Source organism: Halanaerobium saccharolyticum, assembly GCF_004362045.1.
Taxonomy (GTDB): domain Bacteria; phylum Bacillota; class Halanaerobiia; order Halanaerobiales; family Halanaerobiaceae; genus Halanaerobium; species Halanaerobium saccharolyticum_C.
Window position 1 is genome coordinate 47,849 of sequence record NZ_SNWX01000013.1, and the last position, 15,697, is coordinate 63,545.

The window sequence follows — 15,697 nt, forward strand, 5'->3', positions numbered from 1 at the left end:
ATCTTACAGTTTATTTTTTATGTTTAAGGAAATAATTTAAATTACATTTTCTGCTTTTTCACCAAAGGTCTGAACAATTGCATAAAGTACAATTATTCCCAGTGGTAATAGATAAATTGCTGAAAATCCAAATCCTGCAGGTAAAAATCCAAATAGCGCTGCTACCAGCCCCACAGTTAAAGCATAAGGCATTTGAGTGTTAACATGATCCATATGATCTACTGCAGAAGCAGTAGAAGACATAATTGTTGTATCAGAAATTGGTGAACAGTGGTCTCCCATTACACTTGCTGTCAATACTGCTGCTATTGTTGGCAGCATAGGAATCCCAATTGAATTGGCAAGAGGAATAGCAAGTGGCATTACGATTGAAACTGTTCCCCAGGAGCTTCCAATTGTGAAAGCAATAAAAGCAGAGAAAACAAAAATCATTACAGGAACGATTTCTGGTATAATATTACCTTCCAGAATTGAAACTAAGTAATTCGCAGTTCCTAAATCATCAGTGATGCTGCCAATTGACCAGGCTAAAACAAGTATTACACAGGCAATAAACATTGATTTGGCACCATCAATCCAGCCGTCAACAGTTTCGCTGACATTAAGGATTCCCTTTGCAAGAGATAGAATTCCTGCAATAAAACTACCTGTGATTGCTGCCCAGAGCAAAACAATACTGGCATCGGCATTACCAAAAGCGTCTCTAATAGAAGTGCCTGCTTCCAGACCACCTCCATTATACCAGAGACCAATTAAGGTAACCAGAATTACTCCAATAATCGGCAAAAATGAATTTGTAAAAGTAAAACTTTTTCCTGCGGGCTGTTTAATTTCTTCCATTTCCTGAGAAACCATCGGAGTAGAACCAGGTCGTAAAGTTTCTCCGGTTGAGCGAGCTCTTTTTTCTGCTTTTAACATTGGACCAAAGTCTTTAGCAGTGAAAATAATGATTAAAGCAAAAGCAAGAGCAAATAAGCTGTAAAAACGATAGGGTATTGTCTGGACAAAGGTTCCATAAGCACTCATTTCTAAACCTAACGAATCAAAGCCGTCTCTAATAACCCCAACCTCAAAAGCAATCCAGGTTGAAATTGGAACAATACTCGAAACTGCAGCTGCGGTTAGATCAACAATAAAAGCAAGTTTTTCTCTTGAAATTCTCATTTTATCAGTAATTGGGCGCATAGTATTACCAACAATTAAAGTATTGGCATAATCATCAAAAAAGATAAGCACTCCCATTACCCAGGCAGCAAATTGTGTTTTAACTACAGAATTTGCTTTTTCTGCAACATATTCCCCAATTGCAACTATACCACCTGATTTATTAATTATTCCAATCATACCGCCCATAGCCAGTAAAAACAAAATAATTCCGGCATTCCAGGGATCAGCCAGTGAAGCTAAAATATAATCGTCCAGGGTTTGCATAAAAGCAAAAATAGGGTTATAAGAATTTGTAATTAATGCCCCTGCAAAAACTCCCAAAAATAATGAGAGTACAACCTGTTTGCTCCACCAGGCTAAAATAATTGCAAGCAGTGGTGGTAGTAAAGAAATGATTCCATAACTTTCCATAAATAAAGCCTCCTAGTTTTTTAAAATCAAATTAAATATTTAGGCATAAAAAAATATCCAGCGATATGCCGGATAAATAGCAAAAATCGCCTCATCTTTTAATATGAGATAGCACAACATAGTAAAAATTACTATGACAGTACTGTATATTTTATATACAGTCCCAGCAGAATTTTTGAACCCTTAAAAAATCCACTTCGGCAGAAAAACCTTTTATTTTAGCTTTAAGTCTGGGTTCAAACCAATTCTAAAATTACTGATTTTTTCTGCTCCTCTACCTCATCTACTAGATGAGGTATTTATAATGACTAACATAAGCTAATCATTCCTCAATATTCAATTTCATATAAATTATAACTCAGGCTGTAATTTATGTCAAGAAATCGCTAAAAAATTTTGCATTAAGTAGGGTTTATAATATATAATAGTTGTGTTGACTTTTTTTAATCAAAGGTGGAAATTGCATCTTGAGCAAAATTAATCTCTAATAAACTCTATTAATAAATAATTATAGAAGGAAGATAAATATGAGAAATAAAAATCTAGAAAAAGTGTATTCTCGTTTAATTGGAATAATTTTTATTCTGTTTGTAATAAGTCACTTTATTCCGATCCCTTATCAGGTTATGCAGCCAGGAATTGCAGCTGAATTATCACCGATGATTGAGGTAGAAGGTGGTTATAAAAATGAGGGTGAGTTTTTGCTGACTGCGGTCAGCAGCCGGAGAGCTGTGGCCTGGGATTATTTTTATATTTCGCTATTCCAGCCTGAAGATAAAGGATTAACAGCTCTTTCTGAACAGATGCCGGAAAATATGGATATGAATGAATACATTGATTTAATGGCGCAGCTGATGGAAGAAAGCAAACTTCAGGCTCAGGCTGTTGCTTTTAAACAGGCGGGATATGAAGTTGAAGTTTCTGGAGAAGGGGCTAAAGTTGTAGAAGTTATGAAAGAAGGAAGTGCCTATAATAAATTAAAAAAAGGTGATCTGATTATTGCAGTAGCCGACAAAAAAGTTGAGATGGCTGCAGATGCTGTTAATATCATTCGAAACAGAGAAATTGGTGATACTGTAGAGATAACTGTTTTAAGAGATGGAGAAAAAATGACGTTTAGTTTAAAAACAGTAGAGTTAAAAGGTAATCCGGGCAACCCATCCATCGGAGTTTTAATCAGTTCCCAGGGTCTGAATTACAATTTTCCCCGGGAGGTTAAATTTAATACTAAAAATATAATTGGTCCTTCTGCCGGCAGTGTTTTCGCTATGGAAATTTATAATCAATTAATTAAAAAAGATATTACCGGGGGAAGAAGAATAGCAGGAACAGGAACCATCAGTCTTGATGGAGAGATTGGTCGAATAGGTGGAGTGAAGTTTAAGGTAATGGCAGCAAAATCAGCTGGTGCAGATTTGTTTTTTGTACCTGAAGAAAACTATGAGACAGCAGCTAAATATGCTGGTGATTTGAAACTGCTAAAAGTTAAGACCATTGATGGCTTGATAGAATTACTGCAGAGGGAACTTCAATCATAAAAAATATCTAGCTTTTGCTTTAGATTTTAATAAACTTTTGATAGAAATCTCTTTGGGCGCTACTGTGATCTGAGTTTTGATATAGTAGAGCGTAAAGATCTGAAGCCAGCAGATCAAAACTCAGAGAAAGTACAAGAGGATCTTGAGCATTCAGATTTATCTTATTTATTTTTGCAGCTGGATTGATAATAATCTCAACCTCAGATTTTTGCTGTAATCGGGAAAGTAAATATTCTTTATCCTTTTTAAGGCCGAGAACTCTCAAATAGTGGGGGGCATTGTTTTCAGCTAGATTAATTTTTTCTGCATCAAGTCCAAAATACACCTGAAGTAGTTTTCTTTTGATTCTGCTTTCAGTTAGATTTTTAGATTTAAGAGAGTCTAAAAATAAGTCAGCTTTAAATGAAGCAGCAGCTTTTTCCACAAAGCGATTTTCCAGTCCATTTTGGATACCTTTAAACTTTTTTAAATCCTGAGCTCTATAGCGTCTAAGCTGATCAACTGTTTTACTTAAAATTTTTGTTTTGTAGTCCTTTTTAACAAATCTTCCTTTTTCCATCTCTTTTTTGAGAATTTCCCAGGAACCAGCAGGCATTAATTTGTTGGCAGCAGTCAGAGCTTCTGCCTGAGTTCTGGAGTTGATTAGATTTCTAATCAGAGAAGCACTGGCATAATTTTCATTAACTTCCTGACTGTGATAATCTGTGCCAACTCTTTTGATAGTATGGGCTTTTATAGTAGAATTCAATCTATAGATGGCTTTTAAATATTCAATACCTAAAATGTTATTTGGTGCTTTTAATATCCTTTTGATTCTGTTTTTATTATATTTTTTAAGTTCAGAATTATTCTGATAGCAGCTTAGGAGAGCTTTACGTCGGGCAGTTGGGAAATCAACACCATTAGCTAAATGCTGCTGTAATTCTTTTTTAAACTCAGAGCTTTCTTTGACTAAAGCTTCGGCTACAGCAGTAAGTATTTCAATATCTCCTGCTTCACTGCCAAAAACGATAGAGTCTACTAGATTGCTTTTTGCTAAACTCAAAACAGAATAATAGGCAAAATACTCGGCACTGCGGATATTGTAAGTTAAAGGTAATTCAAGCACCAGATCCGCGCCGCAGTTTAAAGCCTGTTCTGTTCTGGCCCATTTATCTAAAAGAGCAGCTTCTCCACGTTGAGTAAAATTTCCACTCATTATTACGATCAGATCATCATTTTGAGTAATTTTTTTACTTTGATTTAAATGATATTGGTGACCATTATGAAAAGGGTTATATTCTACAATTAAAGCTGTTACACTCATAAGAACACCTCAAAAGTTAAATTTATTAATTAATTAGTATTTTAAGTTAAAAGTTTTACTTTTCGAACTTCTTTCAATAAAAAAGGATTTAATAGTTTAATATAGTATTATATATATAATAGCAAAAAATTATACAAAGAACAACTTACATATTTTTAAAACCACGGGGGAGGATATTTATAAGATGGATGTACTGAAAAACTTTAAAGAAAGAGCAGCTTCTGATTTAAAGAAAATTGTTTTTGCCGAAGGTGATGATGAGAGAATAGTAAAAGCAGCAGCAGAAATTGAAGCAAAAAAAATTGCTGAGATCGTAATTTTGGGTAGTATAAAATCTATTGAAGACTCTGCAAATGAGTATGGAGTTGATCTGGATGGGGTTGAAATTATCGACCCGGGGAATTCTGAGTACATAGCAGAATTTAGAGATGAATTTTATGAACTAAGAAAACATAAGGGAATAAGCAAAGAAGAGGCTGAAAAAGCAATCAAAGATCCACTTTACTTTGGAACAATGATGATTTATACTAATAAAGCTGATGGAATGGTTGCCGGGGCAGCTAATGCAACCGGTAATGTCTTGAGACCAGCTTTTCAGATTGTAAAGACTGCAGAAGGGATTTCTACGGTTTCCAGTGCTATTATTATGGTTTTGAAAGATAAATCTTTTGGTGAAGAAGGAGTAATGGTTTTTTCTGATTGTGCAGTAAATCCGGCTCCTAATTCCGAACAGCTGGCAGAAATTGCAATCTCTACTGCCGATACAGCACACAGATTGTTGGATTTTGATCCTAAAGTTGCTATGCTTTCCTTTTCTACAATGGGCAGTGCCCGGCATGAGAATGTAGATAATGTACGGCAGGCAGTTAAAATTGCACATCAGAATGCACCTCATTTAAAAATAGATGGAGAAATGCAGGCCGATGCAGCTTTAGTAGAAAGTGTTGGTCAGAGAAAAGCTCCTGAAAGCGAAATTGCAGGATCAGCAAATGTTTTAGTTTTTCCTGATTTACAGTCAGGTAATATTGGTTATAAGCTTGTACAGAGACTTGCGGGTGCAGATGCAGTTGGACCTATTTTGCAGGGGCTGGCAGCACCGATTAATGACTTGTCCCGCGGTTGTTCAGTCGAGGATGTCATTAACTTAACAGCAATCACAGCAGTACAGGCTCAAAATAAATAAAATTTCTAGGAGGAAAAAAATGAAAATACTTGTTATTAATAGTGGAAGCTCTTCTCTAAAGTATCAGTTATTTAATATGGAAACAGAAAGTGTACTGGCTAAAGGGTTAATTCAAAGAATTGGAATTGAAGATTCATTTTTGGAATATGAAAACGGTAGTGGGGAAGAAATTGTAATCGAAAAAGATATTCCTACACACAAGGTGGGAATTAAATTATTATTAGAAACTTTATTATCAGAAGATCACGGAGTACTGGAGGATATGGACGAAGTAGAAGCTATCGGCCATCGGATTGTTCATGGTGGTGAGACTTTTTCCGAGTCCACAGTTATCGATGAGGCAGCAATTAAAAAGCTGGAGGAAGTTGCCGATTTAGCCCCTTTGCACAATCCTCCCAACATTATGGGGATTAAGGTCTGTAAAGAATTAATGCCTGACAAACCACAGGTGGGAGTATTTGATACTGCCTTCCACCAGAGTATGCCTGAGAAAGCCTATATTTATGCTCTACCATATGAATATTATAAAAAGTATGGAGTCAGAAGATATGGTTTTCACGGTACCTCCCACGCTTATGTTGCCAAAAGAGCAGCTCAGATGATGGATCAGAACTTATCCGATCTTAAAATAATTACCTGTCACCTGGGTAATGGTGCCAGTGTAGCAGCAGTTAAAAACGGTAAATCAGTTGATACCAGTATGGGACTTACTCCTTTAGAAGGTCTGGTAATGGGAACCCGCTGTGGAGATATAGATCCTGCGATAATTCCATTTATTATGGATAAGGAAGATATTTCTGCTTCGGAGATGGATGATATCCTTAATAAAGAAAGTGGACTCTTAGGTGTTTCTGGTGTCAGCAGTGATTCCCGTGATGTTGAAGATGCAGCTGCGGAAGGCAATCATCAGGCAGAGATTGCACTTGAACTTTTCAACTATAGAGTTAAAAAGTACATTGGTGCTTATACTGCAGCAATGGGTGGAGTAGATGCAATTGTCTTTACAGCTGGTATTGGTGAAAATTCTAAAGAAACCCGCGCGGGAATTTTAGAAGGACTTGAATATCTGGGTGTCAAGGTAGATCAAGAAGCTAACGACTGTCGCGGTAAAGAGGTATTTATTTCTACTGATGATTCTAAAGTTAAAGCAATGATAATTCCTACAAATGAGGAATTAGTTATTGCCAGAGATACAATGGAATTAGTTAAGTAGTTAAAATTCTTCTTGACAGTTAAAGCTGCTTTTTATATAATAAAATGTGGTTATTTACAGGGGTGATCAAATAAATTGTTTATAAACCTCAGTGATTTAAAAGAGATTGGAAGTAGAAAACAGGTTTCACTGGAGCTTAAATTTCATAATTTGGAATTTGTTAATCGTGAAATAGAAATAAAAGATCCAATTAAGCTTGATTTAGAGATTTTCAATACTAGTGATTCATTTGTAGTAGAAGGAAAGCTCAAAGCTAACTTGATTTTAAGCTGCAGTCGCTGTTTACAAAAGTATAGTTCTCCAATTGAATTGGATATTTCCGAAGATGTTTCAAAAAGTGAAATGGAAGATGAGGAAGAACTATATTTAGACGAGATTATTGTGGATAATATTATTCTCTCTCTGCCAATGAAGCCTCTCTGTTCTGATGATTGCAAAGGGATTTGCCCTGAATGCGGTCAGGATTTAAATGAAGGTGAATGTGATTGTGAGGTAGAGGCGTTAGATCCACGTCTTGCAAAACTGAAAGACTTTTATGATAATAATGATTAATTAAAGGAGGTGTATAGAATGGCTGTACCAAAGAAACGGACTTCTAAAACACGCAAGCGTAAAAGACGTACCCATAAAAAACTGAGTGCTCCAAACCTTGCAGAATGTTCAAACTGCCATGAAAAGATTTTACCTCATCATGTATGCCCTGAATGTGGACATTATGATGGCAAAAAGGTGAGCGGAAATTAAATTATTTAAGATAAACAGAGATCTCTGCCTTAGAGATTCTCTGTTTTTTTCTTGTCCTTAACTTGCAATTGACCGACGGTTGAGATATAATGTTTTGCAAATGATACAGATATAAATTTTCTTTTTTTGAACCCGGGAGGCGGCAATATTGTATAGAATAGCTGTTGATGTTATGAGTGGAGAAAAGGAGCCTGCTGAGTTAATTACAGGTGCTTTAAAAGCTTTAGAAGAAGAAGCAGAAATAGAATTGACCCTGATTGGTGAATATGATATTATAAGCAAAGAGTTAGCAAAAACTGACTTTGATTCGAAAAGGCTTAAAATCGAAAGAGCAGATCAAATTATTACAATGGATGAATCACCAATTAAAGCTCTGCGCAAAAAGAAAAATGCTACAGTAAATGTTGGAGCAGCTTTATTAAAAGAGTCAAAAATTGATGCTTTTATTTCTCCAGGCAATACAGGCTCAGTTATGGCAGCTGGTTTATTAAGAGTTGGTAGGATCAAAGGGGTTTCCCGACCACCAATTGCAATTCAGTTTCCTGCTGTTAATGGAAGTACTTTAGTTTTAGACAATGGAGCCAATACTGACTGCAGTCCCGAAAATTTACTGCAGTTTGCTTTAATGGGACAGCTTTATGCAGAAAATGTAATGAAGATAAAAAACCCTAGAGTAGCTCTTTTAAATATTGGTGAAGAAAAGAGAAAAGGTAATAATTTAACCAAAGAAAGTTATAAGGTTTTGAATGAAGATCAGAGAATTAAAAATTTCATTGGGAATGTTGAAGGAAGAGACATTTTCAGTGAACAGGTTGATGTAGTTGTAACAGATGGTTTTGTTGGTAATGTTGTTTTAAAGACAACTGAAGGAGCAGCTTCATTTTTTCTTGATTTAATCAAAGAGAGTTTTCAAACTAATTTTAGATCAAAAATTGCTGCTTTACTCATAAAGCCATATCTAAAAAAAGTATTAAATAAAATTGATTACAGACAGTATGGTGGAGCTCCGTTACTGGGAGTTAATGGTGTTGTAATCATCAGCCACGGCAGTTCAGATAGAACTGCTATTTATAATGCAGTTAAAGCTGCTAAAAATACTGTTCAAGAAGATATAGTATCACTAATTAAAACTGAGTTAGAAAAGAATGAGGAGTTGGAATAAATGGCATTGAAAACAGAGCTTTGTGATTTACTGGAGATCGAAAAGCCAATTATTCAGGGAGGTATGGCCTGGGTTGCAACCGGGGAATTAGCTGCAGCAGTTTCCAGTGCAGGTGGCCTGGGTATTATTGGAGCAGGAAATGCTCCGGCAGATGTAATTGAAAAAGAAATTGAAAAAGTTAGAGAGCTAACAGATAAACCATTTGGTTTAAATATTATGCTACTTTCTCCTTTTGCAGATGATATAATAGAACTTGCGATAGAAAAAAAGGTCCCTGTAATCACAACAGGAGCCGGGAATCCTGGCAAACATGTAAAGAGGTTTCAGGAAGTAGGCTCAAAAGTTATTCCGGTAATTCCTTCTGTAGCTTTAGCAAGAAGAATGGAAAGACTTGAGGTAGATGCGGTAATTGTGGAAGGAACAGAAGCCGGGGGTCATATTGGAGAACTAGCTACTATGGCACTGGTGCCTCAGGTTGCAGATGCCGTAGATATCCCTGTTATTGCGGCAGGTGGTGTTGCAGATGGTAGAGGTTTAGCTGCAGTTTTAGCTCTGGGAGCAAAAGGAGCTCAGATTGGGACTAGATTTGTCTGTTCTGAAGAATGTACAGCTTCAGATGCTTTTAAAAAAGCTATAATTGGAGCTCGTGATAGAGATGCAGTTGTAACAGGCCGCAGTACGGGTCATCCAGTTAGAAATCTAAAAAATAAACTGACAAAAGAGATAGAAAGACTGGAAAAAGAAGGTGCAGCTCCTGAAAAAATTGAAGAAGTAGGCTCAGGCAAGTTAAGAGATGCTGTAATTGACGGTGATGTTCAGGAAGGCAGCGTAATGGCCGGCCAGGTTTCGGGAATGATCACTGAAATTAAAAGTGTAAAGGAAATCATAGAAGAGATTGTTCTTGAAGCTGAAAATACAATTCAAAACAGCTGTGATTTACTGAAATAATATCTATTTATAATTTTAATTTTTTTAATAATTATAATGCAGACAAAAGAGGTGTCAAATTTGATAAACCTTAACGATAAAAAAATATTAATTACAGGAAGCTCCAGAGGTATCGGAGCTGAAATTGCTAAAAAAATGGCTCTTTTAGGAGCTGAAGTTACTTTAAATTATGCTAATTCTCGAACGAGAGCAGAAGAAGTAAAAAATGAAATCGAAGCAGCAGGTGGTACCGCTCATGTGGTGCAGGCTGATATAAGTGATTTTGATCAGGCAGCAGAATTAGTTAAAACTGCTTATGCCAAAATGGGTGGTTTGAATGTTTTAGTTAATAATGCAGGTATTACCAGAGATAAACTACTTTTAAGAATGAAAGAAGAAGATTGGGATCAGGTATTGAATATTAATTTAAAAGGTGTATTTAACTGTACTAAAAATGCAGTTAGATATTTACTCAAAGCTGAAAATGGAAAATTAATTAATCTTTCTTCTGTAGTTGGTATTAATGGTAATGCAGGTCAGGCTAATTATTCAGCTGCAAAAGCCGGAATAGTTGGTTTTACGAAAACCATGGCCAAAGAGCTGGCCTCTAAAGGTGTCTGCTCAAATGCTATCGCACCTGGTTTTATAGATACTGAGATGACTGATGAATTAAGTGAGAATATAAAAGCAGGAGTTATTGATCAGGTTCCTCTGGCGCGTTTTGGTAAAGCAGAAGAGGTAGCTGATTTAGCAGCATTTTTAGCTTCAGATAATGCAAATTACATAAATGGCGAAGTAATTAAAATTGATGGCGGTATGGGAGCCTAGCTCGACGTACTCGATGTACAAGTGCTAAAATATCCTTGCGTTTATAAAAGAGATTTTAGTGAAAGGAGGTGAATGGAGTGGATAATATCTTAGATAGAGTAATCGATATTGTAGCAGAAGAATTAGCAGTTGACAGAGATGAAGTTACTGAAGACTCTTCATTTATAGAAGATCTTGGAGCAGATTCTTTAGATGTTGTGGAATTGGTTATGGCATTTGAAGAAGAATTTGATGTAGAAATCCCTGATGAAGATGCAGAAAACATTCGCACAGTAGAGGATGCTGTAAGTTATTTAGACGATATTCTTTAAGCATTGATTAAGGATGAAGCTCCCTCTGGGGGTTTTCATCCCTTTTATTTATTTTAATGGATGGTGATATATAAATGGGAGAGTTGTTTAATAAAGAAAAAATTAATAAATTTGAAACCAGTCTTGATTTAGATTTTAAAGATAAAAAATTAATTCAGAGGGCTCTGACTCATAAGTCTTACCCTAATGAGAACAGACGTCTTAATTTGAAGGATAATGAACGTTTAGAGTTTCTGGGGGATTCTGTTTTAAGTCTTTCGGTTAGCACCTATATTTTTAACAAATTTTCTAATTTACCAGAGGGAGAACTGGCGAAAATGAGAGCAGTTATTGTAAGTGCTCCGATTTTAGCAGAGGTTGCCAAAAGAATTGAACTGGGACAGTTTCTCTTCCTGGGTAAGGGTGAAGAAATGACAGGTGGTAGAGAAAGGGATTCTATTTTAGCAGATACAATGGAAGCGATTTTTGGTGCTTTATATCTTGATCAGGGTTTTACAGCAGCAGCTGATTTTATACTGGAACTCCTTAAAGTTGATATTATAAATGTGGCAGAGGGTAATCATATCCAGGATTATAAAACTATACTGCAGGAAGTAATTCAGGAAAATGGTAATGTACGACCTGAATACGAAGTGGTTGATGAAGAAGGTCCAGATCATAATAAGACATTTATAGTTGCTGTAAAATTAAATGAAGATAGTCTTGGTTCCGGCCAGGGATCAAGTAAAAAAGAAGCTGAACAGGAAGCAGCAAAAGTTGCTTTAGATAAATTGAATAAACTTGATTAGTTAATTGGAGGATAATAGAATGTATGCAATAAGAGGAGCTATCAGTGTTAAAGCTAATACTGAAAAAGATATAATAGAGGCTACAAAAGAAATAATGCAGAGCCTGATGCAGGAAAATGATTTAAAAAAAGAAAATCTAATCAGTATAATTACTACAACAACTGATGATTTAACTAAAGTTTATCCTGGCAAAGCATTAAGAGAAATCGGATATAATTTAACTCCAATTTTATGTATGCAGGAAATGAAGGTTGAAATGAGTAGTCAAAAAATGATAAGATTATTAGTACATGTAGATGGAAATAGAGATAAACGTCAGGTAAAACATCAATATTTAAGAAATGCTAAAAAATTAAGACCTGATTTAGTCGAATAAACAAAAATTTAAAAGGTGATGTGAAATAAATGAAAAATGTAATAGCTATCGATGGCCCGGGTGGTGCAGGCAAAAGTACTATTGCAAAATTGCTGGCTGAAAGATTAAATTATATTCACCTTGATACTGGCGCAATGTATCGAGCTCTAACTCTGGCTGCTATAAAAAATAATATTGATTTTGATCAAAAAAATAAACTAGTGAAACTGGCAAAAAGTATTGATATTACTTTTGACGAAAATGGAGAAATATTTTTGAATGGAGAAAATGTCACTGAGGAGATTAGAACAGCTGAGGTTAACAGCCATGTTTCTCAGATTGCTTTGATCAAGGGTGTAAGAGAAATTTTAGTAGAAAAACAGCAGCAGCTTGCTCAAAATAATATGGTTGTAATGGATGGTAGAGATATTACAACAGTGGTTCTGCCTGAGGCTGAGTATAAATTCTTTTTGACTGCTTCTCTGGAAGAAAGAGCAAAACGACGATATCAGGAAATTAAATCAAAAGATAACGAAGCATATTTTGAAAAAATAAAAAAAAGCATTGCCCGGCGAGATAAATTAGACAGTGAGCGGAAACATTCACCCTTAAAAAAAGCTGAGGATGCTATCTTAGTAGATACAACTAATTTATCTATTGATCAGGTCCTTGATCAGATGATAACAATTATTGAAGGTGACTCAAAGTGAAAAATTTTGTTTATCAGTCAATTAGGATATTTCTTTTAGTTGTTTTTAAAATATTTTTTAGAATAAAGATTAATGGTAAAGAAAATCTGCCTGAACAGGGAGCAGTGATTGTGATGTCAAATCATATTAGTGCTTTTGATCCTCCACTACTGGCAGCAATTTTTTCGAGACCGGTAAGATTCATGGCAAAAAAAGAACTTTTTGAAAATCCTATTATTCGTTTTGTTCTCTTTTTAGCTGATGCTTTTCCGGTTGACCGCAGTAAAAATGATATTACTGCTGTAAAAAAGGCTCTTTCGCTACTTAAGGACCAGGAAGTTCTGGGCTTATTTCCCGAGGGAACAAGACATCCGGAAGGTAAACTTGGTGATCCTAAAGCTGGTTCAGTTATGCTGGCTATAAAAAGTGGAGCTCCGATTTTACCAGTGGGAATTAAAAATGTAAAAAAAGACGGCAGGATCACCATTAATATCGGACAAAAATTCACTATGGAACAATTTCCAAGTAAAAGATTGAGTAAAGATGAGAGAAAAAAAGCAGCACAATTTATCAAAAGTAAAATTCGAAAAGAGATAAATAAATAATAATGATTATTAATAATATCATTATTTTAAGCTTTTTATAATTTTTTTGGATTTAAAGCAGGATTTTAGAAGTTAATAGAGAAAAATGTCTAAGAGGTATCCTATATATTTTTAGGATATATTGTTACTTGTTGGTGTTGTGCTGGAAGGAGGTGAAGGTTCTGGAGGTTATTACAGCAGAAGAGGCTGGATTTTGTTTTGGTGTGGAAAGAGCTATTGATCTGGTTCTGGAAGCAGCCAGTGAAAATGAAGATCTGAATGTCTACACACTGGGTCCGCTGATTCATAATCCACAGGTTGTAAAGAAATTGGAAGCTAAAAATGTGAAAGTCGCCTCTTCACTTGCCGAAATTGATTCTGGAATAGTAATTATCCGTTCTCACGGAGTTGCTCCAGAAATTATAGAACAGGCAAGAGAGAAAAATCTAAAGATTATAGATGCTACCTGTCCCTATGTAAAAAATGCTCAAAAATATGCCAGAAAACTGGTAGATGAGGGCTATCAAACTTTTATTTATGGTGATCAAGATCATCCAGAAGTTCAGGGAATTTATGGGGCAAGTGATAAAAAAGCAATTATAATTAGAGAAAAAGAGGATTTAAATTCTATTGAGCTAAAAGCTAGAGTTGGTTTTGTAGCTCAAACAACAAAATCTCCTGAGTCTTTTAGGGATATTATTAATTTAGTTATAACAGAAGTTAAAGAGTTAAAAGTTTTTAACACTATTTGTAATACTACAGATGTACGTCAGTCTTCAGCCAAAAAATTAGCTGAGGATGTAGATATCATGTTTGTAATAGGGGGTCATAATAGTGCTAATACAACCAGGCTTGCAGAAATTTGTGCAGCCACAAACACCCCTACTTATCATATAGAAACAGCCGCTGAAATTAATAAAGAGTGGTTGTCTGGAAAAAATAAAGTTGGAATTACAGCTGGAGCATCGACTCCAGACTGGTTAATAAGGGAGGTTATTCAGTTAATGAACGAAGAAAACAAAGATCTAAATGTTGAGTCAACTGAGAACACAGAGGAAAAAGAGGAACAAGTTTTAGAAGAGGTAGAAGAGACAGAAGAGACAGTAGAAGAGACTGAAGAGACAACAGAAGAAACTGAAAAAACTGAAGAAACTACAGAGGAAAAAGAAGCTGATAACAGTGAGGAAGCAGTAGAATCTGTCGAAGAAGAAGCAGAAGAAGATGCTGAAACTGAAGAAGAGGCTGAATTTAAATATAGCGATAATGATATTGCTGATTTAAGCAAAGGTCAGAAAGTTACTGGTACTGTAGTTGAAATCAATGATAATGGTGTTTATGTTGATGTTAATTATAAAACAGATGGATTTATTCCATTACGCCATTTGAGTCATCGTCCTGTAGAAGACGCTCATGATATTGTGAGTATGGACGAAGAGATTGAAGTAGTTATCTTAACTTTAGAAGATGATGAAGGTAATATGATCTTGTCTAAAAAGCAGGCAGATTATGAGAAGGCGTGGGAAAAAATTGAAGAAGCATATGAAAATGACGAAATCATAGAAGCTGAAGTTACAAAAGAAGTTAAAGGTGGTCTGGTTGTAGATGTAGGAGTCAGAGGATTTATCCCTGCTTCTCATGTTGCGATTGGCTATGTTGATGACTTAAGCGACTATGTTGGCGAAAAAATGCGCCTTAAGATCATCGAGGTTGAAAGAGATAACAATAATGTTGTTCTTTCTGCTAAAAAAGTTCTTGAAAAAGAGAGAGCAGCTGAGAAAGAAGAAACTCTAGCCTCTTTAGAAGAAGGTCAGACAGTAGAAGGTACAGTTACCAAGTTAGTTGATTTTGGTGCCTTTATTGACCTGGGTGGAATAGAAGGCCTGCTTCATATTTCAGAAATGTCATGGGGTAGGATTGAAAGCCCATCTGAAGTGCTTTCTGAAGGAGAAAAAGTTGAAGTTAAGGTTCTTGGAGTTAACAAAGAAGAGGAAAGAATTTCTCTCGGCTTAAAGCAGCTTTTACCTGATCCATGGGAAGAATTTGCTGAGAAGCACTATGAAGGAGAAGTTATTGAAGGTAAGATTACTAAACTTGTTGATTTTGGTGCCTTTATGGAAGTTGAAAAGGGCATTGAAGGTCTAATTCATATTTCTCAGTTATCACACCGTCATGTTAAAACTGCTGATGAAGTAGTTAGTGTTGGTGATGTAAGAGAAGCAAAAATTATTAATATTGATGCTGATCAGGAAAGAGTAGGTTTAAGCTTAAAAGAGTTAGAAGAAAAGCCTGAACCTAAAAAAGAATCCAGCAGCAGTTCTCAAAGTTCAAGCAGTAGTAGTAAATCACAGAGTAATAAAAGTGATGATAGTTCCTCAGGTGGAGCTACTATTAGAGAAATTGTTGGAGATATTTTTGACCAGGGTGAATAATTAAAAAAGGCACCCGCTGTCCCTTAATTCTATGGGCGGCGGGTTTTTTTATGCTTACTGCA

At 35.5% G+C, this 15,697-nt stretch carries 16 protein-coding genes and 1 riboswitch; of the genes, 14 read left to right on the plus strand and 2 right to left on the minus strand.

The window, feature by feature from the left end; all coding sequences use genetic code 11:
- Positions 1–36: 36 nt before the first annotated feature.
- The gene (locus DFR79_RS09130) at positions 37–1,578 is read right to left on the minus strand and encodes a Na+/H+ antiporter NhaC family protein (protein WP_133515197.1); all 1,542 of its coding nucleotides are present in this window, start codon (positions 1,576–1,578) and stop codon (positions 37–39) included.
- Between the two features lie 101 nt (positions 1,579–1,679).
- Positions 1,680–1,863, minus strand: a riboswitch (Lysine riboswitch).
- A gap of 242 nt (positions 1,864–2,105) precedes the next feature.
- Here DFR79_RS09130 and DFR79_RS09135 point away from each other — a divergent pair.
- Entirely contained in the window at positions 2,106–3,116 is a 1,011-nt protein-coding gene (locus DFR79_RS09135) for a YlbL family protein (protein ID WP_133515198.1), read from the plus strand.
- 19 nt (positions 3,117–3,135) lie between these two features.
- Here DFR79_RS09135 and DFR79_RS09140 read toward each other — a convergent pair whose 3' ends face one another.
- A complete protein-coding gene (locus DFR79_RS09140; RefSeq protein WP_133515199.1) occupies positions 3,136–4,422 on the minus strand; it encodes a tRNA(Met) cytidine acetate ligase in 1,287 nt (428 codons plus the stop codon).
- 184 nt (positions 4,423–4,606) lie between these two features.
- On the opposite strand from DFR79_RS09140, the gene pta reads away from it, so the two are divergent.
- From pta to DFR79_RS09205, 13 genes are all read left to right on the plus strand, one after another.
- Positions 4,607–5,605: a phosphate acetyltransferase gene (gene pta, locus DFR79_RS09145; protein ID WP_133515200.1), complete on the plus strand. Its 999-nt coding sequence runs from the start codon at positions 4,607–4,609 to the stop codon at positions 5,603–5,605.
- A gap of 19 nt (positions 5,606–5,624) precedes the next feature.
- Complete coding sequence (locus DFR79_RS09150; protein ID WP_133515201.1) at positions 5,625–6,818, plus strand: acetate/propionate family kinase; 1,194 nt, start codon at positions 5,625–5,627, stop codon at positions 6,816–6,818.
- Between the two features lie 75 nt (positions 6,819–6,893).
- Positions 6,894–7,370, plus strand: coding sequence for a YceD family protein (locus DFR79_RS09155; protein ID WP_133515202.1), 477 nt, complete (start codon positions 6,894–6,896; stop codon positions 7,368–7,370).
- An 18-nt stretch (positions 7,371–7,388) separates the two neighbouring features.
- Positions 7,389–7,562: a 50S ribosomal protein L32 gene (gene rpmF / locus DFR79_RS09160; RefSeq protein WP_111573106.1), complete on the plus strand. Its 174-nt coding sequence runs from the start codon at positions 7,389–7,391 to the stop codon at positions 7,560–7,562.
- A gap of 148 nt (positions 7,563–7,710) precedes the next feature.
- A complete protein-coding gene (gene plsX, locus DFR79_RS09165) occupies positions 7,711–8,724 on the plus strand; it encodes a phosphate acyltransferase PlsX (protein WP_133515203.1) in 1,014 nt (337 codons plus the stop codon).
- The gene (gene fabK / locus DFR79_RS09170) at positions 8,725–9,672 is read left to right on the plus strand and encodes an enoyl-[acyl-carrier-protein] reductase FabK (protein WP_133515204.1); all 948 of its coding nucleotides are present in this window, start codon (positions 8,725–8,727) and stop codon (positions 9,670–9,672) included.
- A gap of 60 nt (positions 9,673–9,732) precedes the next feature.
- Complete coding sequence (gene fabG, locus DFR79_RS09175) at positions 9,733–10,479, plus strand: 3-oxoacyl-[acyl-carrier-protein] reductase (RefSeq protein WP_133515205.1); 747 nt, start codon at positions 9,733–9,735, stop codon at positions 10,477–10,479.
- Between the two features lie 77 nt (positions 10,480–10,556).
- A complete protein-coding gene (locus tag DFR79_RS09180) occupies positions 10,557–10,790 on the plus strand; it encodes an acyl carrier protein (RefSeq protein WP_133515206.1) in 234 nt (77 codons plus the stop codon).
- A 74-nt stretch (positions 10,791–10,864) separates the two neighbouring features.
- Positions 10,865–11,578, plus strand: coding sequence for a ribonuclease III (rnc, locus tag DFR79_RS09185; RefSeq protein ID WP_133515207.1), 714 nt, complete (start codon positions 10,865–10,867; stop codon positions 11,576–11,578).
- Between the two features lie 19 nt (positions 11,579–11,597).
- Entirely contained in the window at positions 11,598–11,954 is a 357-nt protein-coding gene (gene aroH, locus DFR79_RS09190; RefSeq protein WP_133515208.1) for a chorismate mutase, read from the plus strand.
- A gap of 29 nt (positions 11,955–11,983) precedes the next feature.
- A complete protein-coding gene (cmk, locus tag DFR79_RS09195; RefSeq protein ID WP_133515209.1) occupies positions 11,984–12,643 on the plus strand; it encodes a (d)CMP kinase in 660 nt (219 codons plus the stop codon).
- Positions 12,640–13,227, plus strand: a complete 588-nt coding sequence (locus DFR79_RS09200; protein ID WP_133515210.1) for a lysophospholipid acyltransferase family protein — start codon at positions 12,640–12,642, stop codon at positions 13,225–13,227. Before cmk ends, DFR79_RS09200 begins: the two co-directional genes overlap by 4 nt.
- Positions 13,228–13,379: 152 nt before the next feature.
- A complete protein-coding gene (locus DFR79_RS09205) occupies positions 13,380–15,635 on the plus strand; it encodes a bifunctional 4-hydroxy-3-methylbut-2-enyl diphosphate reductase/30S ribosomal protein S1 (protein ID WP_133515211.1) in 2,256 nt (751 codons plus the stop codon).
- The last annotated feature ends 62 nt before the right edge of the window (positions 15,636–15,697 follow it).

Excerpts from the sequence above, each read along its gene's own strand:
- DFR79_RS09130 (WP_133515197.1), bottom strand. The coding sequence starts at position 1,578 with ATGGAAAGTTATGGAATCATTTCTTTACTACCACCACTGCTTGCAATT.
- DFR79_RS09135 (WP_133515198.1), top strand. The coding sequence starts at position 2,106 with ATGAGAAATAAAAATCTAGAAAAAGTGTATTCTCGTTTAATTGGAATA.
- DFR79_RS09140 (WP_133515199.1), bottom strand. The coding sequence starts at position 4,422 with ATGAGTGTAACAGCTTTAATTGTAGAATATAACCCTTTTCATAATGGT.
- pta (WP_133515200.1), top strand. The coding sequence starts at position 4,607 with ATGGATGTACTGAAAAACTTTAAAGAAAGAGCAGCTTCTGATTTAAAG.
- DFR79_RS09150 (WP_133515201.1), top strand. The coding sequence starts at position 5,625 with ATGAAAATACTTGTTATTAATAGTGGAAGCTCTTCTCTAAAGTATCAG.
- rpmF (WP_111573106.1), top strand. The coding sequence starts at position 7,389 with ATGGCTGTACCAAAGAAACGGACTTCTAAAACACGCAAGCGTAAAAGA.
- fabK (WP_133515204.1), top strand. The coding sequence starts at position 8,725 with ATGGCATTGAAAACAGAGCTTTGTGATTTACTGGAGATCGAAAAGCCA.
- rnc (WP_133515207.1), top strand. The coding sequence starts at position 10,865 with ATGGGAGAGTTGTTTAATAAAGAAAAAATTAATAAATTTGAAACCAGT.
- aroH (WP_133515208.1), top strand. The coding sequence starts at position 11,598 with ATGTATGCAATAAGAGGAGCTATCAGTGTTAAAGCTAATACTGAAAAA.
- cmk (WP_133515209.1), top strand. The coding sequence starts at position 11,984 with ATGAAAAATGTAATAGCTATCGATGGCCCGGGTGGTGCAGGCAAAAGT.